This window comes from Thermobispora bispora DSM 43833 (genome assembly GCF_000092645.1).
Lineage (GTDB): Bacteria > Actinomycetota > Actinomycetes > Streptosporangiales > Streptosporangiaceae > Thermobispora > Thermobispora bispora.
In genome coordinates this window covers 3,283,807-3,310,141 of sequence record NC_014165.1, presented here as the reverse complement: position 1 = coordinate 3,310,141, position 26,335 = coordinate 3,283,807, and the positions used below count along the sequence as shown (strand labels likewise).

17 protein-coding genes and 1 pseudogene are annotated in these 26,335 nt (G+C 71.7%); 11 read left to right on the top strand and 7 right to left on the bottom strand.

The genetic code is table 11. From position 1 onward, the window contains the following. Nucleotides 1-132 precede the first annotated feature (132 nt). Nucleotides 133-1,638: an Asp-tRNA(Asn)/Glu-tRNA(Gln) amidotransferase subunit GatB gene (gene gatB, locus TBIS_RS14000; RefSeq protein ID WP_013133058.1), complete on the top strand. Its 1,506-nt coding sequence runs from the start codon at nt 133-135 to the stop codon at nt 1,636-1,638. 143 nt (nt 1,639-1,781) lie between these two features. Beyond that, nucleotides 1,782-3,740, top strand: a complete 1,959-nt coding sequence (locus TBIS_RS13995) for a VanW family protein (protein ID WP_013133057.1) — start codon at nt 1,782-1,784, stop codon at nt 3,738-3,740. Between the two features lie 11 nt (nt 3,741-3,751). On the opposite strand, the gene TBIS_RS13990 is transcribed toward TBIS_RS13995, so the two are convergent. Further along, nucleotides 3,752-4,948, bottom strand: coding sequence for a PQQ-dependent sugar dehydrogenase (locus TBIS_RS13990; protein WP_148231533.1), 1,197 nt, complete (start codon nt 4,946-4,948; stop codon nt 3,752-3,754). A gap of 59 nt (nt 4,949-5,007) precedes the next feature. Here TBIS_RS13990 and TBIS_RS13985 point away from each other — a divergent pair, with 59 nt between their 5' ends. From TBIS_RS13985 to ilvC, 5 genes and pseudogenes are all read left to right on the top strand, one after another. Beyond that, nucleotides 5,008-5,934, top strand: a complete 927-nt coding sequence (locus tag TBIS_RS13985) for a 2-hydroxyacid dehydrogenase (protein WP_013133055.1) — start codon at nt 5,008-5,010, stop codon at nt 5,932-5,934. A 184-nt stretch (nt 5,935-6,118) separates the two neighbouring features. Continuing rightward, nucleotides 6,119-8,806 (top strand): putative bifunctional diguanylate cyclase/phosphodiesterase, encoded by a 2,688-nt coding sequence (locus TBIS_RS13980; protein WP_013133054.1) that lies wholly within the window; start codon nt 6,119-6,121, stop codon nt 8,804-8,806. A 300-nt stretch (nt 8,807-9,106) separates the two neighbouring features. Next, a pseudogene (locus tag TBIS_RS13975) lies at nt 9,107-10,870 on the top strand (acetolactate synthase large subunit); the annotation flags it as partial. A gap of 40 nt (nt 10,871-10,910) precedes the next feature. After that, the gene (ilvN, locus tag TBIS_RS13970; RefSeq protein ID WP_013133052.1) at nt 10,911-11,435 is read left to right on the top strand and encodes an acetolactate synthase small subunit; all 525 of its coding nucleotides are present in this window, start codon (nt 10,911-10,913) and stop codon (nt 11,433-11,435) included. 49 nt (nt 11,436-11,484) lie between these two features. Further along, nucleotides 11,485-12,477 carry a ketol-acid reductoisomerase gene (ilvC, locus tag TBIS_RS13965; protein ID WP_050760696.1) on the top strand — a complete coding sequence of 331 codons (993 nt, stop codon included), beginning with the start codon at nt 11,485-11,487 and terminating at the stop codon, nt 12,475-12,477. A gap of 351 nt (nt 12,478-12,828) precedes the next feature. Here ilvC and TBIS_RS13960 read toward each other — a convergent pair whose 3' ends face one another. The 4 genes from TBIS_RS13960 to TBIS_RS13945 all read right to left on the bottom strand — a co-directional run bounded on the left by TBIS_RS13960 (nt 12,829) and on the right by TBIS_RS13945 (nt 16,956). Next, nucleotides 12,829-13,365, bottom strand: a complete 537-nt coding sequence (locus TBIS_RS13960) for a DUF1707 and FHA domain-containing protein (RefSeq protein WP_013133050.1) — start codon at nt 13,363-13,365, stop codon at nt 12,829-12,831. Nucleotides 13,366-13,481: 116 nt separating this feature from the next. Further along, nucleotides 13,482-14,231 carry a CAP domain-containing protein gene (locus TBIS_RS19160; protein WP_013133049.1) on the bottom strand — a complete coding sequence of 250 codons (750 nt, stop codon included), beginning with the start codon at nt 14,229-14,231 and terminating at the stop codon, nt 13,482-13,484. Nucleotides 14,232-14,346: 115 nt separating this feature from the next. Further along, nucleotides 14,347-15,717, bottom strand: a complete 1,371-nt coding sequence (locus TBIS_RS13950) for an MFS transporter (protein WP_050760695.1) — start codon at nt 15,715-15,717, stop codon at nt 14,347-14,349. A 300-nt stretch (nt 15,718-16,017) separates the two neighbouring features. Further along, nucleotides 16,018-16,956 (bottom strand): hypothetical protein, encoded by a 939-nt coding sequence (locus tag TBIS_RS13945; protein WP_013133047.1) that lies wholly within the window; start codon nt 16,954-16,956, stop codon nt 16,018-16,020. Between the two features lie 320 nt (nt 16,957-17,276). Between TBIS_RS13945 and serA the strand changes: the two genes are divergently transcribed. The 3 genes from serA to TBIS_RS13930 all read left to right on the top strand — a co-directional run bounded on the left by serA (nt 17,277) and on the right by TBIS_RS13930 (nt 22,146). Beyond that, nucleotides 17,277-18,866, top strand: a complete 1,590-nt coding sequence (gene serA / locus TBIS_RS13940) for a phosphoglycerate dehydrogenase (RefSeq protein WP_013133046.1) — start codon at nt 17,277-17,279, stop codon at nt 18,864-18,866. Between the two features lie 1,004 nt (nt 18,867-19,870). Further along, nucleotides 19,871-20,917: a 3-isopropylmalate dehydrogenase gene (locus tag TBIS_RS13935; protein WP_013133044.1), complete on the top strand. Its 1,047-nt coding sequence runs from the start codon at nt 19,871-19,873 to the stop codon at nt 20,915-20,917. Between the two features lie 137 nt (nt 20,918-21,054). After that, on the top strand, nt 21,055-22,146 hold the full coding sequence (locus tag TBIS_RS13930; RefSeq protein WP_013133043.1) for a branched-chain amino acid aminotransferase: 1,092 nt from the start codon (nt 21,055-21,057) through the stop codon (nt 22,144-22,146). A 12-nt stretch (nt 22,147-22,158) separates the two neighbouring features. Here the strand turns inward: TBIS_RS13930 and TBIS_RS13925 are convergent, their stop codons facing one another. After that, a complete protein-coding gene (locus TBIS_RS13925; protein WP_013133042.1) occupies nt 22,159-22,809 on the bottom strand; it encodes an O-methyltransferase in 651 nt (216 codons plus the stop codon). A gap of 255 nt (nt 22,810-23,064) precedes the next feature. Here TBIS_RS13925 and cimA point away from each other — a divergent pair, with 255 nt between their 5' ends. Continuing rightward, nucleotides 23,065-24,645, top strand: a complete 1,581-nt coding sequence (gene cimA / locus TBIS_RS13920; protein WP_013133041.1) for a citramalate synthase — start codon at nt 23,065-23,067, stop codon at nt 24,643-24,645. A gap of 19 nt (nt 24,646-24,664) precedes the next feature. Here cimA and TBIS_RS13915 read toward each other — a convergent pair whose 3' ends face one another. Beyond that, nucleotides 24,665-26,179: a heparinase II/III domain-containing protein gene (locus TBIS_RS13915; RefSeq protein ID WP_013133040.1), complete on the bottom strand. Its 1,515-nt coding sequence runs from the start codon at nt 26,177-26,179 to the stop codon at nt 24,665-24,667. Nucleotides 26,180-26,335: the final 156 nt, after the last annotated feature.

Genomic DNA, 26,335 nt, shown 5'->3' with positions numbered 1-26,335 from the left:
ATCGCAGGGCGGCCGGTCAGGATGGCCGGGCGCGACCGCCGGGCGTTCCGGATCGGCCGCAGAACATCGCCAGAGGGCGACGGCCACTGGTGAACCGATAGATGAACACCGTGGAGAATCCAGGTTTCCGCTATGGCTGACACCATCACGCTGATGCCGTACGACGAGGCGCTGGAGCGCTTCGAGCCGGTGCTCGGGCTGGAGGTGCACGTCGAGCTGGGCACCGCGTCGAAGATGTTCTGCGGCTGCCCGACGACCTTCGGCGCCCCGCCGAACACCCAGGTCTGCCCGGTCTGCCTGGGCCTGCCGGGCTCGCTGCCGGTGGCGAACCAGAAGGCGATCGAGTCGACGATCCGGATCGGTCTCGCGCTCAACTGCTCGATCGCGTCGTGGTGTCGGTTTGCCCGGAAGAACTACTTCTATCCGGACATGCCGAAGAACTACCAGATCAGCCAGTACGACGAGCCGCTCTGCAGCGACGGGTACCTCGACGTCGAGGTGGAGGGCCGGACCTTCCGGATCGGGATCGAGCGGGTCCACCTCGAGGAGGACACCGGCAAGTCCACCCACGTCGGCGGCTCCGGCCGGATCCACGGCGCGGACTACTCGGTCGTCGACTACAACCGGGCGGGCATCCCGCTGGTGGAGATCGTCACCAAGCCGATCCCGGACGCGGACCGGCTCGCCCCGGAGGTGGCGCGGGCGTACGTCGCCGAGCTGCGCGAGCTCATGCGGGCCCTCGGCGTCTCCGACGTGCGCATGGAGCAGGGCTCGCTCCGCTGCGACGTGAACGTCTCCCTCAAGCCGCGCGGCGCGGCGGAGTGGGGCACCCGGACCGAGACGAAGAACCTCAACTCGCTCCGCAGCGTGGAGCGGGCGGTCCGGGGTGAGATCGAGCGCCAGGCGGCGATCCTCGCCTCGGGCGGCCGGGTGATCCAGGAGACCCGCCACTTCCACGAGGACACCGGGCAGACCACGCCCGGCCGGTCCAAGGAGCAGGCGGAGGACTACCGGTACTTCCCCGAGCCCGACCTGCTGCCGATCGCGCCCGACCCGGAGTGGGTCGCCCGGCTCAAGGCGGAGCTGCCCGAGCTCCCGTCGGTGCGCCGCAAGCGGCTGCAGCAGGAGTGGGGCTGCTCCGACCTCGACATGGCCGCGATGCGGAACGCCGACGCCATCGACCTGGTCGAGGCCACGGTGGCGGCCGGGGCCCCGCCGGCCGACGCGCGCAAGTGGTGGATGGGCGAGCTGGCCCGGCGGGCGAACGAGCAGGGGGTCGCGCTCGCCGATCTGCCGATCACTCCCGCCCAGGTCGCCCGGGTGACCGAGCTCGTCGCCTCGGGGGCGCTCAACGACAAGCTCGCCCGCCAGGTGCTCGAGGGCGTGCTCGCCGGCGAGGGTGAGCCCGACGAGGTGGTGGAGAAGCGCGGCCTGCGGGTGGTGAGCGACGAGGGCGAGCTGCTCGCGCTCATCGACAAGGTGATCGCCGAGAACGCCGAGGTGGCGGAGAAGGTGCGCGGCGGCAAGATCGCCGCGGTGGGCGCGCTGGTCGGCGGCGTGATGAAGGCGAGCCGCGGCAAGGCGGACGCCGCCCGGGCCCGGCAGCTCATCCTGGAGCGGCTCGGCGTCCAAGGCTAGGCACGCGCCGCCGCGGCGCGGTCGCGGAGACCGGATGGTGACGGGCCGGCTGCGGTGACATCGTGCGCCGGTGTACTTTCGTGGCAAATGCCGCAAAGCGCATGACCGGCCGTGGCCGTCCGTGAGCAGGAGGAGACGGAGGCGTGCGCAACACCGGACCGCCCACCGAGCCGTCCACCGATCAATTCGCCGCGCTCCCCGACCCCAAGCCACCGGATAAGCACCCGGTGCGGCCGGGCGACGCCTCACTCCCGCGCGGCGTCGCGCCGATCGACGCCGGGCAGCCGATCGACGCCGCGCCGCCGGTTCCCGCGCCCACGCCCGCCCGGGAGGACGCGGAGCGGCCCGCCGTGCCGCCGCCCGCCGACGGCATCGAGCCGTGGCCGGTCGCCCGGGAGGAGAAGAAGAGCGCCGAGCCGCGGATCACCCCGGCGCCGCGCCCGGCGCCCGGGCCGAGGCGGCGCCCGCTCCGCGCCTGGCTCATCGGGATCGCCACGGTGTTCGCGCTCGCCTACCTGGTGCCGGCCGTGCTCATGGCCGGGCGGATCCCACCGGGCTTCCGGGTGCTCGACGTGGACCTCGGCGGGCTCAGCGCCGCCGCGGCGGCCGACCGGATCCGGGAGCGGCTGTACGCCAAGGCCCGGGAGCCGATCATCGTCGAGGAGGGCGGTCGGCGGCTCCTGGTCAAACCGCAGGAGGCCGGGATCGACCTCGACGCCGAGGCCACCGTGGCCCGGGCGCCGACCGGGTTCCCGAGCCCGGCCGAGGTGTGGGCCGCGCTCACCGGCGGCCGGGACATCGAGCCGGCGATCTCCGTCGACCGCTCCCGGCTCGCGCTCACCGTGGAGCTGAAGGTCGCCGCCGTGCTGGAGGACCCCGGCCAGGAGGGCGGCGTGGTGTTCCGCGGCGTGACCCCCGTGCCGATCTACCCGCGGGAGAGCGAGCGGATCGACCGGGAGCGGGTCGCCGCCGACCTCGTCGCCGCCTACCTGCGGGGCCGGGTGGTGGTCGTCCGGCCCCGGCGGACCGAGCCGCAGGTGAGCCGGGCCGAGGTGCGGCGCGCGCTGGCGTGGGCGCAGCGGGCGGTCGCCGCGCCGCTCACGCTCACCGACGGGCGGGGCTCGGTCACCCTGCCGCCCGCCGAGCTCGCCCGGCACCTCAGGTTCACGCCCGACCGCGGCGTGCTCCGCCCGGTCTTCGACGCCGCCGCCGCGGCCCCGGACCTCGAGCGGCGCCTCATCCCGTCCGCGGAGGCCGGCCGGGACGCCTCCCTCACCGTGCGGGACGGCAGGCCCGTGCTCGTCCGCGGGCGGCCGGGGAAGCGGATCGACACCGGACGGCTCGCCGCCGACGTGGTGCGCGCCCTCGACCGCGGGGAGCGCACGGTCCGGGTGCTCATCGCCGCCGGGCCGCCCCGGGTCACCGACCAGGAGGTGCTCCGGCTCGGGGTCAAGGAGGAGATCGGCCGGTTCACCCTGGCGTACGGCCCGGACCCGGCCGAGGCCGCCAACATCCGGGCCGCGGCGCGCCGCGTCAGCGGCGTGCTCGTGCGGCCCGGGGAGACGTTCTCGCTCAACACGGTGCTCGGCCGGCGCGACGGAGACCCCGGCTTCACCGGCCCGGCCAGCACGACCGTGGCCGGCGGGCGGACGGGGAGCGACGTGCCGGGCGTCTCCCGGTTCGCCACCGCGATGCTCAACGCCGCGCTCCGCGCCGGGCTGCAGATCGCCGAGTACACCACCCCCGAGGCCCCCGGCTCGCCGCTCATGCTCGAGGCCGCCGTCGCCTACCCCGCCCCGGACCTCCGCTGGCGGAACGACTCCCCGTACGGCGTGCTCGTCTGGGCCGACGCCGGCCCCCGCTCGCTGCGGATCACGCTCTGGAGCACCAAACGGTACGACGTGCGGATCGAGGGACCGGTGCGCAGCGTGACCGGCGCCCCGCCCACGGTGGAGCGGAGCGGCCGCCGTTGCACCCCCACGCCGGGCCGACCCGGGGTCACCGTCACGGTCACCCGGATCCTCCGCGACGGCGGCACCGTGGCCGAACGGCGGGTGTTCCGGGCCGTGTACCCGCCCAAGGCCGGCGTGACCTGCCGCTGATCAGCGCGGCGTCACGGCTGGATCACCAGGATCCGGTCGTCGCCGGAGCGGACCGAACCGCGGCCGTCGCGGTTGCTCGTGCTCACCCACAGCGTGCCGTCCGGGGCCACGGCCACCGCGCGCAGCCGGCCGTACTCGCCGGTGAAGTGCGCCACGGGCCGGCCCACCCGGCCGGAGTCGGTGAGCGGGACCTGCCAGAGCCGCTCGCCGCGGAGCGACGCCGCCCACAGCGACCCGTTCGCGTACGCCAGCCCGGACGGGGACGCCTCATCGGTGGACCAGGTGACGATCGGGTCGGCGTACCCGGCGCGGTCACCCACCCCCTCGACCTCCGGCCAGCCGTGATTCCGGCCCTTCTCGATGAGGTTGATCTCGTCGAAGGTGCTCTGGCCGAACTCGGTCGCGTACATGCGGCCCTCGTCGTCCCAGGCCATCCCCTGCACGTTGCGGTGGCCGTACGACCAGACCAGCGTGCCGAAGGGGTTGCCCGGCGCCGGCCGGCCGTCCATGGTCATGCGGAGGATCTTCCCGCCGAGGGAGTCCCGGTTCGCCGCGGTCCACGCCTCGCCCGCATCGCCGGTCGAGGCGTACAGGTAGCCGTCCGGGCCGAAGGCGAGCCGGCCGCCGTTGTGGATCCCGCCCTTGGGGATGCCCGTCACGATCGCGACGGGGTCGGCGAGCCGGCCGTCGTAGCGGTACCTGATGATCCGGTTGTCCCGGTCCGTGGTGGCGTACACGAAGATGAAGCGGTCCCTGGGGTAGGTGGGGGAGACCGCGACCCCGAGCAGCCCGCCCTCACCGCTCGGCGACACCCCCTCGACCACGCCGACCTCGGTGACCTTCCCCTGCGGGGTGATCCGCAGCAGGCGGGCCGTGTCCCGCTCGGTCACCAGCGCGTCGCCCTCCGGCAGGAACGCGATGCCCCAAGGCACCGCGAGCCCGGTGGCGAGCACGCGGGGCGCGGCCGGCAGCCCGGCCGGTGAACCGGCGGCCGGGGACGCGGAGCGCGGCGGCGCCGGGCCGGGCCCCTCGGCCTGCCGCGCGGCCGTGCAGGCGCCCAGCAGGAGCACGGCGACCAGCGCGACCACCACGGCGAACGGGCGCGCCCGCCGCCCGCCCGGACCGGGGACCGGCCCGTGGCGTCCCCGCCGTACGGCACCGGGCGCGCCGCCCGGCCGGTATGGATCTTCGGCCCAGTGACCTGTCATGACGCCCTCCTTGCTCCCCTCCATCCTGCTTCCCGCCGGCGGGGCCTAGGTTGGTGGGCGTGAAGATCTGGGTTCCATCGCAGGACATCGCCGACACGCTCTCCGATCTCCCGGAGGGGATCCCCCCGGTCGAGTGCCTGATCTACGACGGCCGCGGGCCGCTCCCCGGCGCGCCCGAGGAGGTCGAGGTCTGGGTGCCCCCGCTCGTCCCCCCGCCGGACATCCCCGGACTGCTCCGCCGGATGGTGAGACTGCGCCTGATCCAGACCGTGACCGCCGGCGTCGACCCCTACATCCCACACGTGCCCGAGGGCGTGACGCTCTGCAACGCGCGCGGCGTGCACGACGCGGGGACGGCCGAGTGGGTGGTCGGCGCGATCATCGCGGTGCTGCGGGAGTTCCCCCACTTCGCCGCCGCGCAGGCGCGCCAGAAGTGGGACTACCACCACACCCGCGCGCTCGCCGACTCCACCGTCCTGATCGTCGGGTACGGGTCCATCGGCAAGGCGGTGGAGCGCCGCCTCGCCGGGTTCGACGTCGAGATCATCCGGGTGGCGCGGACCGCCCGGAAGGCCGAGGGCGTGCACGGCGTGGACGAGCTGCCCGACCTGCTCCCGCGGGCCGACGTGGTCGTGCTGGTCGTCCCGGCCACGGCCGAGACGGCCGGCATGGTCGACGCGAAGTTCCTCGCCCGGATGAAGGACGGCGCCCTCCTGGTCAACGCCGCGCGGGGCTCGGTCGTCGACGCCGACGCGCTCCTCGCCGAGCTCAACCGCGGCCGGCTGCTCGCCGCCCTCGACGTGGCGCCGATCGAGCCGCTCCCGCCCGGCCACCCGCTCTGGACCGCGCCCGGCGTGTTCATCACCCCGCACGTCGCCGGCAGCACTCCGGCGTCGCGGCGGCGGATGCGCGCCCTCGTGCGCGATCAGGTCGTCCGATTTCTCTCCGGTCGGCCGCTCGATAACATGATCACCGGGCATTACTGATCGCACCGCGAAGGATTCCGGAACGTGGCTGCCCCGTGACCTGCGGTGCGTACGGTGGAACTCATCGTGCACAGCCGGTTATCAGATCGGTGACGACTCGGCGGTTGTTCCGCATCGTGATCAGCTGCTGTGCGCACACTGACGACCGGGGAGAGTTGGGCCGAGTCGAGATACGGGAGGGGCAGTGACACCGCACCCCACCGATGGCGACGACGCCACGGCCAGCCCGTCAGAGACGACGGACACGGAGTCCGCGGGGCGGGGAGGCCGGCGGCGCGGCGCCGTCCCGTTCCTCGCCGCGGCCGGGATCGGCGTCCTCTGGCTCAGCGCCGCTCTGGCCGGCGGTGAGGCCTCCTCGGCGGTGACCACCGGCGCCGGGGTCGCCGCCGGGCTGGCCGCGGCGGTGTCCCTCCTGTTCGCCGCCTCCTCCCGGTTCGCCGACCGGCGGGCGCCCGGCGCCTGGCGCTGGCTCACCTCCGGTACGGTCATGTGGATCCTCGGCACCCTGCTCCGGCCGGTGGCCGAGGGGACGCCGTTCGTGCTCACCTTCGCCGACCTGCTCATGCCGGTGGCGTCGTTGCTGCTCGCCATCGGCGTCGGCGTCTCGGTGCGGCCGGCGGCGTACACCAGGGGGCCGGTCGGGCAGGCGATCGACGCCTACCTCGCCGCCGGCTCGGTCCTCAGCCTGCTCTGGGTGGTCCTGCTCGGCCACGCCTACACCCGGGCGGAGGAGGCGGGCACGTTCTTCGTCACGCTCGCCCCCTCGATCGTCTGCCTGCTCTCCGCGAGCTCGGTGGCGCCCGCCGTGCTGCACGCGTCCCGGCGGCGGCTGGTCGGCGTGGTGGGCCTGGGGGTCCTCGCCGCGGTCACCCTGGGGGAGTTCGCCACCGCGCTGGCCCGGCTCGACGGTGAGGTCCCGCCGCTGCCCGCGGTGCTCGCCGCGCCCGCGATGTTCGTCGTCCTCGCCGCCACCCCATGGGCCGGCCCGCTGCCGCTGCGCAGGCGCCCGCCGCCGATCCCGCTCGGCGCGGCCGGGCCGCTCCTCCTGGCGGCGGTGGCCACGGTCGCCACCGTGGTGTACGCGCTCGGCGGGAGCGGCAACCCGGTGCTCCCGGTGATCGAGGGCTCCATCGTCCTCGTCCTGCTCGGCCGGCTGTTCGTGCTGCTCGTGGAGACGGCGGGCATGCGCGACCTGATCGACCTGGGCGACCGGCAGCTCCGGCAGTTCGCCGAGTCCACCGGCGACCTGATGTTCGTCTGCGACCTCGACGGTGTGATCAAGGAGGTGGCGGGGGTCGCCACCTACGGGCACCGGCCCGCCGACCTGGTCAACGCGTCGATCGCCGACTACCTCCACCCGGAGGACGTCCCCGCGGTCCAGCAGCTCCTGCAGCGGATGGCCGCCGACGAGGACGGGGTGGAGCCGCACGGCAGCCGCCGGATCGGCTGCCGCTTCCGCGCGGCCGACGGCACCTGGCGGCCGACCGAGTCCGTGGCCACGCGGCACGTGCTCGGGGACGACCTCGTCCTGATCACCGTCCGGGACCTGAGCGACCAGGTGGCGCTGCGCAACCAGGTCACCCACCTGACCTTCCACGACGGGGTGACCGGGCTGCCCAACCGCTCCTACTTCGAGGAGCGGGTCCGGGAGGCGCTCGACCACCGGGCCGGCCGTACCGCGGTGATCTTCGTGGACCTCGACGGTTTCACCGCGGTCAACGACTCCGTCGGCCACGCGAGCGGCGACTACCTGCTCGGCCAGGCGGCGCGGCGGCTCCGCTCGGCCGTGGGGCCGGGGGCGACGCTCGCCCGGTGGGGCGGGGACGAGTTCGCCGTCCTGGTGGAGGGCACCAAGCCCGGCGACGCCCAGGTCATCGACCTCGCCGAGCGGCTCGTCCGGGCGGTGTCGGCCGAGCCGTTCCGGGTGGCCGACCGGGACGTCGCCCTCACCGCGAGCGTCGGGGTCGCGTTCGACGAGGACGGCCAGTCCACCGGGGACCTGCTGCGCAACGCCGACGTCGCCATGTCCCGGGCCAAGGAGCTCGGCGGGCGCCGTGTCGAGATCTTCGCGACCCACATGCACGCCAGCGTGCTGCAGCGCCTCGAGCTCGCCTCGGACCTCCAGCGCGCCGTCGCGGAGAAGCAGTTCACCATCGAGTACCAGCCCGTGGTCGACCTCGAGACCTGCAACGTCACCGCGGTCGAGGCGCTGGTCCGGTGGTGGCGGGGGAGCACCTTCGTCCCCCCGGAGAAGTTCCTCGGCATCGCCGAGGAGACCGGGGTGATCGTCTCGCTCAGCGAGTGGATCCTCCGGGAGGCGTGCCGGGAGGTCGTCGCCTGGCGCGAGTCGGGCTGGGACATCGGCCTGTCGGTGAACCTGTCCGCCCGGCAGATCAACGACCCCAGGTTCGTCGAGAAGGTGGCCGGCGCCCTGGAGGAGAGCGGCCTGCCGCCCGGCGCGCTCACCCTCGAGGTGGTCGAGGAGATGCTCGTCGCCGGGGCGGACGAGACGATGAAGAAGCTCGCGGAGCTGCGCTCCCTCGGGGTACGGCTCGCGATCGACGACTTCGGGACCGGGTACGCCTCGCTCGCCTCCCTGCGGCAGATCCCGGTCGACATGATCAAGATCGACCCGTCGTTCGTCTCCGGCCTGGGGCGCGACGAGACCCTTACCCTGCTCACCCGCACGATCGTGCGGCTCGGCCACGACCTCGGGCTGGTCGTGGTCGCCGAGGGCATCGAGCGGCCGGAGCAGCTCGAGCTGCTGCGGGAGATGGGCTGCCCCCGCGGCCAGGGCTACCTGGTCTCCCGCCCGATGGCGGCCAGGCGCGTCGACTCCCTGCGGCGCATCGGCCTGCAGAGCACCGCGTAGCCGCCGGTGCCGTACGGCCCATCGGTCGCCGCCGCGACGCCGGCCGGACCCCGGCGCGCGACCGGCGCGGAGAGCGCCGTGCCGCCCGTTGTCCACCTCGGTGTCTCAAATCGTGAGATGAGTGTTCGAAGATTTGACGTGGCGGCCGTTCGACGGTCTATCGTTGGTCCCATGCAGATGCGTGGGATTCTCGTAGTACTTCGCAGGCGCGCAGCCTGACGAAGTGCTCGGTCCTGCGCTGCGCGCCCCAGATCCGCAAAGCGGTCGGGGCATTTTTTATGTCAGCGAAATCCCAGCTCAGCCACGAGGTACGAGCCGATGACCGAACAGATGACAGGTGCTCAGGCCCTGGTCCGGGCGCTCGAGCACGTCGGAGTCGACACGGTGTTCGGGATCCCGGGCGGTGCCATCCTTCCCGCTTACGACCCGCTTTACGACTCCACCAAGGTACGGCACGTACTCGTCCGGCACGAGCAGGGCGCCGGTCACGCGGCCGAGGGGTACGCGCAGGCGACGGGCCGCGTCGGTGTCTGCATGGCGACGAGCGGCCCGGGCGCGACGAACCTCGTCACCCCGATCGCCGACGCCTACATGGACTCCGTGCCCATCGTGGCGATCACCGGGCAGGTGTCCAGCAAGCTGATCGGCACCGATGCCTTCCAGGAGGCCGACATCTCCGGCATCACCATGCCGATCACCAAGCACAACTTCCTCGTCACCAACGCCGACGACATCCCGCGGACCATCGCGGAGGCGTTCCACATCGCCTCCACCGGCCGCCCCGGCCCGGTGCTGGTGGACATCGCCAAGGACGCCCTCCAGGCCACCACCACCTTCTCCTGGCCGCCGGTGATGCAGCTCCCCGGCTACCGGCCGGTCACCCGGCCGCACTCCAAGCAGATCCGGGAGGCGGCCCGGCTGATGATGGAGGCGAAGCGGCCCGTCTTCTACGTCGGCGGCGGGGTGCACAAGGCCCGCGCCTCCGCGGAGCTCCGCCAGCTCGTGGAGATGACCGGCATCCCGGTCGTCACCACGCTCATGGCCCGCGGCACGTTCCCGGACAGCCACCCGCTGCACATGGGGATGCCGGGCATGCACGGCAGCGTCTCGGCCGTGGGCGCGCTGCAGCGGTCCGACCTGCTGATCGCGCTCGGCACGCGGTTCGACGACCGGGTGACCGGTGAGCTGTCCAGCTTCGCCCCGCACGCGAAGGTGATCCACGCGGACATCGACCCGGCGGAGATCTCCAAGAACCGCTACGCCGACGTCCCGATCGTCGGCGACTGCCGGGAGGTGCTCAAGGAGCTGATCGCGGCGGTGCGGCAGGAGCAGAGCCAGGGCCGCCGGGGCGACTACACCGAGTGGCTGAAGCTGCTCAACGGCTACAAGAAGCGCTACCCGCTCGGGTACGAGCAGTACGACGACGGCTCGCTCGCGCCGCAGTACGTCATGGAGCGGCTGAGCGCGATCGTCGGCTCTGAGGCGATCTACGTCGCCGGCGTCGGCCAGCACCAGATGTGGGCGGCGCAGTTCATCAGCCACGAGCGCCCGGGGTCGTTCATCAACTCCGGCGGCGCCGGCACCATGGGCTTCGCGATCCCCGCGGCCATGGGCGCGAAGATCGGCAGGCCGGACGCCACGGTGTGGGCGATCGACGGCGACGGCTGCTTCCAGATGACCAACCAGGAGCTCGCCACCTGCGCGATCGAGGGCGTGCCGATCAAGGTGGCGCTCATCAACAACGGCAACCTGGGCATGGTCCGCCAGTGGCAGACGCTCTTCTACGATGAGCGCTACTCGAACACCAGCCTGCAGCGGGTCAAGCGCATCCCCGACTTCGTGAAGCTGGCCGAGGCGTACGGCTGTGTCGGCCTCCGGTGCGAGCGGCCCGAGGACGTCGACGCCGTGATCAACAAGGCCATGGAGATCAACGACGTTCCGGTCGTGATCGACTTCATCGTCCACGAGGACGCCATGGTCTGGCCGATGGTGCCCGCCGGGACCAGCAATGACGACATCAAGTACGCCCGTGACATGGCGCCGAAGTGGGAGAGCGAGGAATGAGAGGAAGCGGCGACCCGGCCCACGCGAAGGAGAGGGCGCAATGAGCCATCACACACTGTCGGTGCTGGTCGAGAACAAGCCGGGGGTCCTGGCCCGTGTCGCCGCGCTGTTCAGCCGCCGCGGGTTCAACATCGAGTCGCTCGCCGTGGGGCCGACCGAGCACCCGGAGATCTCCCGGATGACGATCGTCGTCAACGCGGAGGACCACCCGCTCGAGCAGGTCACCAAGCAGCTCAACAAGCTGATCAACATCATCAAGATCGTTGAACTGGACCCGGCCCAGTCGGTCCAGCGCGAGCTGATGCTGATCAAGGTCAGGGCCGACGCGGAGAGCCGCTCGCACGTCCTGGAGCTGGTAAACCTGTTCCGAGCGCGCTGCGTCGATGTGGCCACGGACGCGGTGACCATCGAGGTCACCGGTACGAGCGACAAGCTGCAGGCGTTCATCCGGGTCCTCGAACCGTACGGCATCAAGGAACTCGTGCAGTCGGGCATGGTGGCCATCGGCCGTGGGTCCCGGTCCATCACCGACCGCTCGCTGCGCGCGCTCGAGCGCAGCGCCTAGCCGTACGGACGAGCAACCGTCAAGCGCGAAAGGCACGCATGTGACTGAGATCTTTTACGACGACGACGCCGATCTGTCGATCATCCAGGGCCGCCACGTCGCCGTCATCGGGTACGGCAGCCAGGGCCACGCGCACGCCCTGAGCCTGCGGGACTCCGGCGTGGACGTGCGGGTCGGCCTGCCCGAGGGCTCCAAGAGCCGGGAGCGGGCCGAGGCCGACGGGCTCCGCGTGGTCACCCCGGCCGAGGCGGCCGAAGAGGCGGACCTGGTGATGATCCTCGCGCCGGACCACGTCCAGCGCAGCCTCTACGCCGAGCACATCGCGCCGAACCTCGTCGAGGGCGACGCGCTCTTCTTCGGGCACGGCCTCAACATCCGCTACGGCCTGATCGAGCCACCGGCGGGCGTGGACGTGGCCATGGTCGCGCCCAAGGGCCCCGGCCACCTGGTCCGCCGTCAGTTCACGGCCGGCCGTGGCGTGCCGTGCCTGGTGGCCGTCGAGCGCGACGCGACCGGCAACGCCTGGCCGCTCGTCCTGTCGTACACCAAGGCGATCGGCGGCACGCGGGCCGGCGCGCTGAAGACCACCTTCGCGGAGGAGACCGAGACCGACCTGTTCGGCGAGCAGGCCGTGCTGTGCGGCGGCATCTCCGAGCTGATCAAGGCCGGGTTCGAGACCCTGATCGAGGCCGGCTACCAGCCGGAGGTCGCCTACTTCGAGTGCCTGCACGAGATGAAGCTGATCGTCGACCTCATGTACGAGGGCGGCATCGGCAAGATGTACTGGTCGGTCTCCGACACCGCGGAGTACGGCGGCTACACCCGCGGCCCGCGGGTCATCACGGACGAGACCAAGCAGGCGATGCGCAAGATCCTCGAGCAGGTCAAGGACGGCAGCTTCGTCCGCGAGCTGATCGAGGAGTTCGACTCCGGCCAGGCCTCGTTCAAGCGGTACCGGGAGGAGCTCGCCGCGCACCCGATCGAGAAGACCGGTGCCAAGCTCCGCCCGATGATGAGCTGGCTGAAGAACGAGGACGCCTGAGCTTCTTCGAGGGTCCGTGAACCGGGCGGCGCCGCCGTGGGCGGCGCCGCCCTTTTCTCGGCGTCCGCTGCGCCGCCCGGAACGCAGGCGGGAGCCCGTCCGCGGCGGCGGGTCCGAAGGCGTGGACGGGCCCGCATCGCGCGGACGGGCCCTGCGTTGTAGGACCGACGGCCTTGTGCGGCGGATGGGCGCTGTGCGACCGGCAGGCTTGTGTCGGGCTCTGTGCGAAGCGAGGCGCTGCCTGCGCGGACGAGCCCTGCGTGACGCCGTTCCCTCGGTGACCGACGGCCCTGTGTGACGAGACGGCGCGCCGCCTGAGGAGACGGCGCTGCGCGACGCGGACGGGCCGCGTCAGGCGGCGGGCATGGTCACCAGGAAGGCGCAGTCGCCGAACGCGACCTCGTCGCCCGGCCGCACGGTGGCCGGCCCGAGCAGCCGCCACCCGTTCAGCCTGGTGCCGTTCATCGACCCGAGATCGACCACGACCCAGGTGCCGTCGACCCGGCGCAGCTCGGCGTGGACGCGCGAGACCGTGAGGTCGGTGAGCACCAGGTCGCAGGTGGGCGCGCGGCCGACGATGTACCGGGTACGGCCGTCGGCGGGCAGGGCCAGCCTGGGCAGCCGCGGGCGGCGCCACGCGGCCTCGATCCGGTGGGTGAGGTCGGAGATCGAGGCGACCGCCTCCGTGATCTTCCTACGCCAGCGTCCGCGCTGGGGAAGATCGGCCACCAGCTCGTCGAGTTCACCCCGGCTCTTCGCCCGCAGCGCCATCTCCACCCGTCCGATGAAGGTGTCCATCGAAAGGTGGCCCTCGGCGGCACGGTCGCGGAGCTCGTTGAGCGCGCGGTCGCGATCCCCGTCCGAGGCACGAACCGGGGGAACGCTCATGATTGGAGTATCCGACGGAGTGACCTGAAGTGTCCAGAAGATCGCGTCATTCTGTCGTTCTTCCCGGGCACGGCTGCGTGATCACCGCCGTCGTGGTCCGCCCGGCGGCGTGGCCGTCAGGACCGGCCGAAGGTCTGGGTCCAGTACGGGCCTCCGGCCTTGACGTATCCTACGCCGATGTGCGTGAAGCGGCAGTCCAGGATGTTGCTGCGGTGCCCTGGGCTGTCCATCCACCCGCGCACCACGGCCTGGGCCGTGGGGTGTCCCTTGGCGATGTTCTCGGCCAGTGCCGTGTACCGGTAGCCGGTCGCCTCGATCCGGTCCACGAAGGTGCGCCCGTCCAGGGACGTGTGGCTGAAGTAGTTCCTGGCCGACATGTCGGCTGAGTGGGCGTAGGCGGCCTGCCGGAGCCGGCGGTCGTGGACGAGCGGCTTGCAGCCCGCCTTGGCCCGCTCGAGGTTGGTGAGGCGCACCACCTCGTTCTCGATGGCGGTGCCCACGGTCGTGCAGGAGAGCCGCACCGCCTTCGACCGGGCGACGCGGCCGAGCGAGTCGGTGACCGTCGTGTAGAAGACGCCGTTGGCGCAGCGCACCGACGCGGTGAGCCGTCCGGCGCCGGGCGGGGAGACGACGCTCTTCACCGCCCGGTCCGGGCCGGTGAGGACCTTCCAGATGCGCACCCGGAGCGTCGCCGGCTCCTGGCACCCCGTCCGGGTGCCGGTCGCTTTGATCATCCCGTCCGCGGCGAGGCGCGGGGTGCCGGCGGTCACCCGGCACTCGTCGGGGACCGCCGCCTGCGCCGGTGCCGCCGGGGCGAGGATCGCGATTCCGCTGAGGGACACGGCGAGTCCGAGCGCTCTCTTCACAGCCTTCCTCCAGTGGGGGGCGACTCCTGGATGGAAGGGCCATTATTGTACACATTTTTCTCACATGTCTAATTTCTTCCAATTAACACTTAGATCACGTTCGTCACGTTCAATATCACCGTGCGGCGGGCCGCTCCGCCGGACGGCCGGGCTGCAGCCCGGTGAACCGATCGGCGGTCAGGTCGTACTTGAGCGTCAGCAGCACGCCGGTGAACGCGATCACGGCGGGTACCACGCTCACCCCGACGAGCACGGCGACGAGGGCGCCGTGCGGCTGCGCCACGGGGGTCGCCGGATCGGAGGAGATGAAGCCGCCGATGCCGAGCACCAGGCCGTAGACGGTCGCCCCGAGCGCGGAGATCGCGTTCTCGATCGCGTTCCACAGGCCGGTGAAGACCCCGCCGCGGCGCTCCCCGCTGACCGCGGAGTCGTGGGCGATCACGTCGGCGAGCATGGAGTACTGCAGGAGCTGGACCCCGGCGTACCCGAGCCCGATGAGGAACACCGCCAGGTACGCGTACGCGGCGCCGAGCACCGGCGTGGCGATCACCATCAGGCCGCCCACGGTGAGGAACGCCCCGGCGAGGATCATGGCGCCGCGCTTGTCGAGCCGGCGCGCCACCCGGGTCCAGAGCTGGTTCGTGACGAGCATGGGCCCGACGAGCGCGGCGAACACCGCGCTGGTGCCGCCCGGGTCGCCGAGCGTGTACGCGGCGAAGTACGGGGCACCGGCGAGCATGATCCCCACCGCGAGGTTCTGCGCCGAGCTGAAGCCGAGCAGCAGCAGGAACGGCCGGCTCGACCGGAGCGCGGCGAGCTGCGCCCGCAGCGTCCCCGTGGTCTCCGGGCCGACGTACGGCGCGCGGGCCGTGCCGAAGAACGAGCCGAGCATCGCGGCGAGCAGGATCGCGCCGAAGACGATCCCCATGAGGCGGTAGCCGGAGAGCGAATTCCCGGCGATCATCGGGGCGACGATCCCGCTCAGCGCCACGGACACGCCGACGAAGATCATCCGCCACTCGAGGAGCCGGGTGCGCTCGTGGTAGCCGGTGGTCATCTCCGCCGGCATCGCCTTGTACGGCACCTCGTAGAGCGCGTAACCGGTCGCCGCCACGAGGAACATCGCGCCCACGTACGCGGCGGCCGCGGTCCCGGTGAGCGGCGGGCCGGCGAACATCGCGGCGAACGACACGGGGAGCACGGCCGCGCCGGCGAGCAGCCAGGGCCGGCGCGGGCCCCAGCGCGAGCGGGTGCGGTCCGACCACTGGCCGACCAGCGGGTTGAGCAGCAGATCCCACGCCTTAGGGAGGAAGAGGACGATTCCGGCGAGCCACGCGGGTACCGCGAGGAGCTCGGTCATGTAGTAGAGGAGCAGCAGGCCCGGGATGGTCAGGAAGTTGGCCGTGCAGAACGAGCCCACCGCGTACCCGAGGCGCACGCGGAAGGGAACCGTGGTGGGGGAGTCAGGGGCCGCCGGGGAGATCATGGCGACCATTGAAGCCGAGCGAGCGCCCGTCCGAAAGTCCTAGTTTGTCCGGTGCAACGCGCGCCGGGATCGCCGTCACTCGGGTGTGCGCGCCGGCGTCGGCCGGAGCGGGACGCGCCGGTCCGCCTGGTTCGCCGGGCATGCGTCGCCCTCGCTCGGTGCCGCCGGGCGTGCGGCCGCCGCGCCATCCGGGCGGGGGCGGCCTCATCCGTTCCGAGAGCGCACGCGGGCACCGGCGCCTCGATGAGCGGCACGCCGGCGGACGCGATCGGCGGACCGGCCGGAGCGGGGTCCGCCCGGTCAGCCCGTGGTGTCGGCGAAGACCACGTGCGCGCCGATCTCGATCATCCGCCGCTCGGTGTTCGCGTCGGCGACCCGCGCCATGAGCACCGGGGCCCCGCTCGCCGCGAGCTGCGGGAGCCGGGCGCGGACCCGCCGGTGCAGGTCCTTGACGACGTCGTCCGCCGGGTACCCGTGCACCTTGACCCCCAGCATGATCCCCCACGAGCCGGAGACCGTCCGCGCCTCCGAGATCCACACGTGGTGGACGGACGGGTAGTCGCGGAGCAGCTCGGCGAGGGCCACCCGGAGCGCGGGGAGGATCGGGTGGTTCGTCCTGCGGTAGCCGGGGTCGACGACCTGCATCGCCCCGGAGAGGTGGGGCCGTGGGGCGGGGACCCAGGGAACGGGGGGCGTGGACGCGGGGACCGAGGTCGCCGGGGCCGGGGAGGGCGCCGGCCGGGCCGGGGCGGGGGAGAGCGGCGGGATCGGGGCCGGCACGCTCGCCTGTGGCGGCGGTGCCGTGTCCGTCCGGGTCACGGTGGCCATGGCGCCCGTGGCGTACGCGGAGGGAGCGGGGGACGATCGCGTGCCGAACAGGGCGTGCGCGCCGCCGCGGCGCTCTTCGAGGAAGCGCCGCAGGTGGTCGATGGGCACTGCGGCCGCGGCCGGACCGGCCGCGTCGATCACGAGCTCCCGGACACCGGTGACCCGCTGGATGTCCAGGATGGTGTCGGCGTCGCAGGGCGAGAGCGTGTGACCGCCCCGATGCAGGGCGTAGGCCGCCGGACCGGTGTACCCGAGCAGAACACGTTCTCGGTTCTGGTTCGTGCCCAGCACCACGGAGCGGTCAGGGCGGACGGCCACCAGGATCCCCCACTCGGCGAGGGCCGCGAGCAACTCCTGAGGGCTGCCGCGCCGGGCGAGAATGTTGCTCAGCGAGGGGTTCCCGATGCTCATAGCCTGAACAATAGGGGCTGAATCACGGCTAATCAGGCTAATCATCAAGATTAGGTGCGATCAACACCAACTGCCATCACAGCCTCGCGCTGGATCGCTCCAATCGTGGATATATCGTGGAGTCGGGCGGTAGGGGAGCCGGGTAAGGGATAAGAACGCGTTCTCGCTTCCCTCGCACCCCGCTGGCCTGGGGAGGACGCCCATGCCCGGGGTGCGGCCGCGGGCCCCCGTCTCACATGCCGGATCGCGCCAAGGCGCGGTCTTCAGCCCTCGATAAACTCAACGCCTGTTCGTGCCGTCGCATCCCGAAGGACTCGCCAGTGAACAAGCCGGTCGTACTCGTCGCAGAAGAGATATCCGAAGCAGGTCTCGCCGTTCTCGGCGCTGACTTCGAGGTTCGGCACACCGACGGCTCGAACCGGACCGCGCTGCTGTCCGCGATCGGCGAGGCGGAGGCATTGATCATCCGCAGCGCCACCCAGGTGGACGCGGAGGTGATCGCAGCCGCGCCCAAGCTCCGGGTGATCGCGCGCGCCGGCGTCGGCCTCGACAACGTGGACGTCGAGGCCGCCACCAAGGCCGGCGTCATGGTGGTGAACGCGCCGACCTCCAACATCACCAGCGCGGCCGAGCACACGGTCGCGATGATCCTCGCCAGCGCGCGGAACATCCCGCAGGCCCACGCCGCGCTCAAGGGCGGGGAGTGGAAGCGCTCCAAGTACACCGGTGTCGAGCTGGATCAGAAGGTGGTCGGCATCCTCGGCCTCGGCAAGATCGGTCAGCTCGTCGCGCAGCGTCTCCAGCCGTTCGGGGTCGAGCTCCTCGCCTACGACCCGTACGTGCAGCCGGCCCGGGCGGCGCAGATGGGCGTGCGCCTGGTCCAGCTCGACGAGCTGCTGCGCCGGTCCGACTTCATCACGGTCCACCTGCCGAAGACCAAGGAGACCATCGGGCTCATCGGCGACCGGGAGCTGCAGCTGGTCAAGCCGACCGTCCGCCTGATCAACGTCGCCCGGGGCGGGATCATCGACGAGAACGCCCTCTACGCCGCGCTCAAGGAGGGCCGGGTCGCCGGCGCCGCGCTCGACGTGTTCGCCAAGGAGCCGTGCACCGAAAGCCCGCTGTTCGAGTTCGACAACGTCGTGGTCACCCCGCACCTCGGCGCCTCCACCCACGAGGCCCAGGAGAAGGCGGGCACCCAGGTCGCGCGCAGCGTCAAGCTCGCGCTCGCGGGCGAGTTCGTCCCCGACGCGGTGAACGTGCAGGGCGGGGTCATCGCCGAGGAGATCAAGCCCGGCCTGCCGCTCACCGAGAAGCTCGGCCGGATCTTCACCGCGCTCGCCGGCGAGGTGGCCTCCCGGCTCGACGTGGAGGTCCGCGGCGAGATCGCCGAGAAGGACGTCCGGGTCATCGAGCTCGCCGCGCTCAAGGGCGTGTTCACCGACGTGGTCGAGGACGCGGTGACCTACGTCAACGCCCCGCTGCTCGCCAAGGACCGCGGGATGAGCGTCGAGCTGGTCACCAGCGCGGAGAGCCCGGACTGGCGGAACCTCATCACCATCCGCGGCATCCTCGCCGACGGCCGGACCGTCTCGGTCTCCGGTACCCTCTCCGGCCCGCGCCAGATCATGAAGATCGTCGAGGTGAACGGCTTCGCCATGGAGATCGAGCCGACCGACCACCTCGCGTTCTTCACCTACATCGACCGGCCGGGCATCGTCGGCGTGGTCGGCCGCATCCTCGGCGAGCACGGCATCAACATCGCGTCCATGCAGGTCTCCCGGAACGTCAAGGGCGGCAAGGCGCTCATCGCGCTCACCGTCGACTCGGCGATCCCGTCCGAGCTGGTCGAGGAGATCGTGGGCGAGATCGGCGCCGAGAGCGGCCGTTCGGTCGACCTCACCGAGTAGCACCCCGGCCGGCCTCGCCGGGTCGTGCTTCGGCGGTCCGACCGGATGCCACTCCAGCCGGCCTGGCCGGATGGCACTCCGGCCGGTCTGACCTGGTGGTACTCCGGCCGGTCTGATGGGGTGGCGCTTCGGCCGGCCTCACCGGATGGCACTCCAGCCGGCCTGACCGGTGGGCGCTTCGGCCGGTCTGGCCGGCCAGCACTCCGGCCGGTCTGATCCGATGGAACGCCGAGCGGGCGCCGCTGAGCGGCGCCCGGCGGACGATCGAGGGCTTTCCGGGCCGGGGTCCGTGGTCGCGGACCTCGGCAGGAGGGCCCTCTCTGCTTTTCCGCGCCGGTTCCGGGTTCCGGATCCCGCGGCGTATCTCGCGTACCGGTTCCGGCTCTCCGCGCCGACGCCCGCGCGCCCGCTCCGGAGCCTCACCGCCGCGCCGGGCCGTACGGCGGGCGCGAGGGCACCGGCCCGCCAGGCCGGTACGGCGCCGCCGCGATGGCACGTCTCACGGACGGCTGTCTCAATGAATGAGATAGTAGGTCGTCCTAGCAGAGTCTGAGGTACGCTGTTCTGCGATGGCGTTTCGGGTGTCCACCCATATCGCCTGCCGCGCCACGTTGTGATTCCGGCCGCGGTGAAACGGGCGCCGGGCCGGAGATCGGCTGAGCGGCCCTCCAGACGCGCGATCCGCGTCCCAGCGACCGCCGGAACCTCCGAAACATCCACGTCAGAGCCTCGAGCCCTGTTCGTGCTCAGCCCATCCGCACCACGAAGCGAGAGACCGCCATGTCCGACACGTATCCCTGGAACCGTCCCGAGGACGAGGAGAACGAGGCCGCGGCCGCCCTGCAGATGGCGCTCGACCGCCGCGACAACGGCGGACCGCCGCAGCGCTGACTCCATGCCCGTGGGGTGACCCTTATCATCGCTGTGCCGGCCGATCGATGCGGGTCGCCCGGCTGGTGAGACGTTCGCGTTCGTTAGCCGAGACGGACAGGTAAGGTACCGGCATGGAGTCGAGCAACATCCGTCTGGCCGTGATCCCCGGCGACGGGATCGGCACCGAGGTCGTCGCTGAGGGCCTCAAGGTGCTCCACGCGACCGGGGTCAAGGTCGAGACGACCGAATACGATCTGGGTGCGAAGCGCTACCACGCCACCGGGGAAGTCCTCCCGGATGAGGTGCTCGACGAGCTGCGCGGCTACGACGCGATCCTGCTCGGCGCCGTGGGCGACCCCAGCGTCCCCCCGGGGATCCTCGAGCGCGACCTGCTGCTCAAGCTCCGCTTCGAGCTCGATCACTACGTGAACCTGCGCCCGGTCAAGCTGTTCCCGGGCGTGGCGACCCCGCTCGGCCAGGCCCGCCCCGAGGACATCGACATGATCGTCGTCCGCGAGGGCACGGAGGGGCCGTACGCGGGGGCCGGCGGCGTCATGCGCAAGGGCACGCCGCACGAGATCGCCACCCAGGAGTCGCTGAACACCGCCTACGGGGTCGAACGCGTCGTGCGGTACGCGTTCGAGAAGGCCAGGCAGCGGCCGCGCAAGAAACTCACCCTCGTCCACAAGACCAACGTGCTCACCTACGCGGGCGACCTGTGGGCCCGCACGGTCGAGCGGCTCAAGCCGGAGTACCCCGAGGTCGAGACCGACTACTGCCACGTCGACGCGGCCTCGATGTTCTTCGTCACCCAGCCGGAGCGGTTCGACGTGATCGTCACCGACAACCTCTTCGGTGACATCCTCACCGACATCGGCGCCGCGATCGCCGGGGGCATCGGCCTCGCCGCGAGCGGCAACATCAACCCCTCCCGCACCGCTCCGTCGATGTTCGAGCCGGTGCACGGCAGCGCGCCGGACATCGCGGGCCAGGGCAAGGCCGACCCCACCGCGACCATCCTGTCCGTCGCGATGCTCCTCGACCACCTCGGCCTCAGCGAGGCGGCGGCCGCGATCGAGCAGGCCGTCGCCGACGATCTCGTCGAACGACAGGGGGCGTGGGCCGCCCGGAGCACCAGCCAGATCGGCGACGACATCGCCGCCCGAGTAGCCGGCTGACCCGGGCCGCTCGCCGACCCGTTGGGCAGAGCGCACGGCGGCCCGGTGAGGCCGCCGTGCGCTTTATTCTTCTCCGCCCGATGCCCTAGTTTCGTCGTGACAAACAACTCGACACCGTCGAGAGAGGGATCCTCGCCATGACCACTCACCTCAGCTTCGATGTGCAGCTCAACCCGAACCCCCGGTCCGCGGCCGAGCGTGAGCGGGTACTGGCGAGCCCCGGCTTCGGGCAGGTCTTCACCGACCACATGATCTGCATCGAGTGGACCGAGGGGCGCGGCTGGCACGACGCGCGGCTCCAGCCGTACGGTCCGCTCACCCTCGATCCGGCGACCGCTGTCTTCCACTACGCGCAGGAGCTGTTCGAAGGGCTGAAGGCGTACCGGCAGGTCAACGGGTCGATCGTCACCTTCCGGCCCTACGCCAACGCCGCGCGCTTCAACCGATCGGCGCGTCGCATGGCCATGCCCGAGCTGCCGGAGGACGTCTTCGTCAGGTCGCTCGAACTCCTCGTCCAGACCGACCGCGACTGGGTGCCCTCCACCGAGGGGCACAGCCTCTACCTGCGGCCCTTCATGATCGCCACGGAGGTCGCCCTCGGGGTGAACCACCCGTCGCGCAGCTACAAGTACATGGTGATCGCCTCGCCGGCGGCCTCGTACTTCTCCGGCGGCGTCAAGCCGGTCTCGGTCTGGCTCTCCACCGAGTACACCCGGGCCGCGCCCGGTGGCACCGGCTTCGCCAAGTGCGGCGGCAACTACGCGGCCGCGTTCATCGCCCAGCAGCAGGCGGTGGAGAACGGCTGCGACCAGGTGGTCTGGCTCGACGCCTTCGAGCACCGGTGGGTCGAGGAGATGGGCGGCATGAACCTCTTCTTCGTGTTCGGCGACCGCCTCATCACGCCCCCGCTCACCGGGACGCTCCTGCCGGGCATCACCCGGGACTCGATCCTCGCCCTCGCCGGGGAGCTCGGCTACCGGGCCGAGGAGTCCAAGATCTCGATCGACGAGTGGCAGTCCGCCGCCGAGTCCGGTGAGCTCACCGAGGTCTTCGCCTGCGGCACCGCGGCCGTGGTCACCCCCGTCGGCAAGGTGAAGGGCGTCGACCGCGAGTGGACCATCGGCGACGGCACCCCCGGCCCGGTCACCATGCGGATCCGCGAGGAGCTCGTGGGCATCCAGTTCGGCACCCGCCCCGACACCCACAACTGGATCCACAAGATCTGCTGAACCGGGGAGCCGCTACGACCCGCCGTTCTTCCGGATGAGGGTGAGGCCGTCGCCGAAGGGGAGCAGGACGCTGGTCACGCGGGGATCCCGGATGACGAGGTCGTTGAACTCCCGCATGGCGGGGACCGTGCCCCCGGCGGCCGGATCGGTGATCCGGCCGCCCTGCAGCGTGTTGTCCGCCACGATCAGGCCGCCGGGCCGCAGCCGCCGCAGCAGCTCCTCGTAGTAGACCGGATAGCCGCCCTTGTCCGCGTCGATGAAGGCGAAGTCGATGACCTCCTCGTCGGGCATGGCGCGCAGCGTCTCGGCGGCCGGGCCCAGGCGGAGCTCGATCGTGCCGGTGAGGCCCGCCCGCTCCCAGTACCTGCGGGCGACCGAGGTCCACTCCTCGCTCACGTCGCAGGCGATGAGGCGCAGCCCTCTGGCGATGCAGATCGACGAGTACCCGGTGAAGGTGCCCACCTCGACGGCCAGCCTGGCCCCGCTGAGCCCGGCGAGCATGGTGAGCAGCGTCCCCTGCTCGGGGGAGATCTGCAGGCTCGCCTGCTCGCCGGTCAGCCGCCGGGTCTCCTCGGCGAGCGAGCGCAGCAGGTCGTCGGGCGGGGTCGCGTGCGCGACCAGGTACTCGGCCAGGGCCGGGGACAGGAACGCGGCTGATTTCATGCCATTCACCCTAGCCGCGGCGGGTGAGCGGGCCGCTGACCTGGGACACGTCCGTACGGCCGCGCAGATCGACGTGCCAAGCGCGGAGCCCGTGTGGCAGACTGAGAAACCGATGTCCTGCGGTCTGCTGATTATTGGCAGGCGCGCCGGCTGAAGAAGGGACAACGCCGGCGCGCAGACCTCTCACGTCCGTGAGGGGTCTTTTTGTTTGGGCAGAGCGCGGCGGCGTGTCGAGACCTTAAGGAGATCGGGAAGATGGCTGACGACAGGTTCCACGTGTATGACACGACGCTGCGCGACGGCGCTCAGCAAGAAGGGCTCAATCTGACCGTCGCCGACAAGCTCGCCATCGCCCGCTACCTGGACCGGCTCGGCGTCGGCTTCATCGAGGGCGGCTGGCCGGGCGCCAACCCCAAGGACACCGAGTTCTTCCGGCGTGCCCGCACCGAGCTCGACCTGAAGCACGCGCAGCTCGCCGCGTTCGGCTCGACCCGCCGGCCGGGGATGAAGGCCGCGGACGACCCGCTGGTGGCCGCGCTGCGCGAGTCCGAGGCGCCGGTGGTGACGCTGGTCGCGAAGAGCCACGACCGGCACGTGGAGCTCGCCCTCCGCACCACGCTCGAGGAGAACCTCGAGATGATCCGGGACACCGTCTCCCACCTGCGCGCCGAGGGCCGGCGGGTCTTCCTCGACGCCGAGCACTTCTTCGACGGCTACCGGTCCAATCCCGCGTACGCCCTGGAGGTGATCCGCACCGCGGCCGAGGCGGGCGCCGACGTGGTCGCCCTCTGCGACACCAACGGCGGCATGCTCCCCGACGAGCTCGCCGATGTGGTGCACGAGGCCGTCACCGCCACCGGCGCCCGGATCGGCATCCACTGCCACGACGACAGCGGGTGCGCGGTGGCGAACACCCTCGCCGCGGTCAAGGCCGGGGCCACCCACGTGCAGGGCTGCGCCAACGGGTACGGCGAGCGCTCCGGCAACGCCAACCTCTTCACGGTCGTGGCCAACCTGCAGCTCAAGCGCGGCTACGACCTCGTGCCGCCGGAGTCGCTCCGCGAGCTCACCCACATCGCCCACGCGATCAGTGAGATCACCAACGTCACCCCCAACTCCCACCAGCCGTACGTCGGGGTGTCCGCCTTCGCGCACAAGGCCGGCCTGCACGCGTCGGCGATCAAGGTGGACCCGATGCTCTACCAGCACATCGACCCCGCCCTGGTCGGCAACGACATGCGGATGCTCGTCTCGGACATGGCCGGCCGGGCCTCGGTCGAGCTGAAGGGCCGCGCCCTCGGCTACGAGCTCACCCGCGAGCAGTCCACTGCGCTCGTGGAACGTGTGAAGGAGCTGGAGGCCCAGGGGTACACCTTCGAGGCCGCGGACGCGTCGTTCGAGCTGCTGCTCCGGGACACCGTCGGTGAGCTGCGGCCCCGCTACTTCACGGTCGAGTCGTGGCGGGTGATCGTGGAGCGCCGCCCGGACGGCGAGGTGGTGAGCGAGGCCACCGTGAAGCTGAACGCCAAGGGCGAGCGGATCATCGCGACCGGCGAGGGCAACGGCCCGGTGAACGCGCTCGACAAGGCGGTCCGGGTCGCGCTCGAGCGGCTCTACCCCGAGCTCGCCGCGGTCGAGCTGATCGACTACAAGGTCCGGATCCTCGAGGGCAGCCACGGCACGGGCGCGGTGACCCGCGTGCTGATCACGTCGAGCGACACCGACGGCGAGTGGTCCACGGTCGGCGTCGACGAGAACATCATCGAGGCGTCCTGGCAGGCCCTCGAGCAGGCGGTCACCTACGGCCTGCTCCGCGCCGGGCGCACCGCACCCTGACCCTGGCGGGCCGTACCGCCTAGGCCAGGGTGCCGGAGGAGCCGACCCGCAGGGTGACCGCGCCGCCGGGCGTCTGCACCGTCACCTTGCCCTTGGCGCAGGTGACCTCCGGGTCGCCGGTTCCCGGCACGAGGATCGTGAGCAGGGACCGGGCGGCCGGCGAGATCACCACCGGCGCGGGGACCTTCTTCAGGTAGGAGGGGGAGACCCAGCCCTGGATGGGCCGGCTCTGGCCGATCACCACCCGCTGCCCGGTGATCGGCTTGCAGGACGGCATGGCGAGCTGCACCAGGGTGGCGCGCCAGTCGCCGTCGGTGACCACCACCTTCCCGCCCGAGGAGGAGGCGACCTTCAGCCCGGGGTCGAAGTGCCACAGGTTGCGCAGGTCGCCGCCCGCCGTGTCGAGCACGGCGAGCAGGTCGTCACCGTGGTTGACCAGCACCGACCGGGTCCGGCGGACCCCGTACGCCTTGTCGGTGAGGGTGAACGACTGCCGGTCGGCGCGGATCGACTTCCCCACGAGGGAGGTCCGCGCCTTAGGGCGGAACCGCTTGCCCACGACGATCGGCACGTTGTGGGCCTCCGGGCTGATCGTCCACTTCCGGTACGCGCTGTTCTCGTAGGAGTGGAAGCCCGCCTCGGTGAGGATGGACCGGCCCTGGGCGTAGTAGGTGACGCTCAGGTGGTCGTCGTGCCCGTGGAACTTGCGCCCCGGGCGAACCAGATCGAGTAGAAGGCGGAGTCCCGGTCGTCCCACTCGGTGCGGCCGAAGACGTAACCGGCCCGGTACACCTGGACCTTCGAGGCCGGGCGGGGGAGCCGGGGTGCCTGCACGTCGGCCGCGCCGTCCCCGATCGGCACCAAGCAGGGCGCCCTGGGAGTCGATGTCGAGCTTCATCGAGCGCACCATGCGGCGGACGGCGAGCCGCTGCCATGAGGTGTTGCGGTAGCGGCAGCCGATCCGGAGCAGGCCGATGTCCTGGTCGAGGCCGTGGTTGTGCCCTGCCTCGTAGTTGCGCGGATCGGCGAGCAGCTTGGCGTGCCGGGCGAGCGTCTTGGTCAGCCACGAGGCGGAGTGGTGCCGGCTGAGGCAGACCAAGGCCGGGGCGCGGAGCGCGATCGGGTGCTCGTCCCAGGCGTACTTCGACGTGTTCCGCCCGCCGTAGGGGTTGTCGGCCACCCAGTCCTTGGCGATCTCGATGGCCCGCTTGAGGTAGGCGGTCTCGCCGGTGGTCTCGTAGTCGGCGACCAGCCGCGCCATCCAGCGCAGCGAGTGGAACACCATCTGCCAGGACCGGTTCCGGTACGGGTCCATCCGCCAGTTGACGTCCTTGCCCACCGGGACGGCGGGGAGGCCGAGCAGGGAGAGCTTCCCGCTCATGATCTCCGCCGACGTGGGCGTGGCGGGGAGCCAGTCGCCCTGGCATTCGGCGGTCTGCTTGACCGCGGTGGTCTGCGCCTGCGCCGGTGCACCGGTCCAGAGCACCGGCAGGAGGGCGGCGAGGAGGCCGAGAGAGCGAACCGATCTGCGCACGCCCGGCTCCCTTCCGAAGCGCTCAGGGGCCGGACCATGCTGCCGAATCACAATGGTTCGGTCAAATCACTCTGGTCACTCACGTGCCCAGGCCGAGTTCCGGCCTGCCGGCAGGGCCGGCTCGGATGGCGCGGCGGGCCGCCTCAGGGGCGCCGG